At 47.9% G+C, this 286-nt stretch carries 3 tRNA genes; all 3 read left to right on the plus strand.

Features of this window, described 5'->3' with window-relative positions:
* The first annotated feature begins 1 nt into the window (after nucleotide 1).
* Nucleotides 2-77 (plus strand) — tRNA-Thr (locus tag EW028_RS24475).
* 7 nt (nucleotides 78-84) lie between these two features.
* Nucleotides 85-160: transfer RNA gene (locus EW028_RS24480), tRNA-Lys, on the plus strand.
* A 17-nt stretch (nucleotides 161-177) separates the two neighbouring features.
* A tRNA-Leu gene (locus EW028_RS24485) sits at nucleotides 178-262 on the plus strand.
* The last annotated feature ends 24 nt before the right edge of the window (nucleotides 263-286 follow it).

Consider the following 286-nt stretch of genomic DNA (forward strand, 5'->3'; position numbering starts at 1 on the left):
TGCCGGTTTAGCTCAGCAGGTAGAGCAACTGACTTGTAATCAGTAGGTCGTGGGTTCGATTCCTATAGCCGGCACCATTTTTTCGAGCCATTAGCTCAGTTGGTAGAGCATCTGACTTTTAATCAGAGGGTCGAAGGTTCGAGTCCTTCATGGCTCACCATTTTTAAATAATAATAAGCGGGTGTGGCGGAATTGGCAGACGCACTAGACTTAGGATCTAGCGCCGCAAGGCGTGGGGGTTCGACTCCCTTCACCCGCACCATTATTTTCATTGCCAGATAAAAAA

This window comes from Lysinibacillus sp. OL1 (assembly GCF_004332175.1).
GTDB lineage: Bacteria > Bacillota > Bacilli > Bacillales_A > Planococcaceae > Lysinibacillus > Lysinibacillus capsici.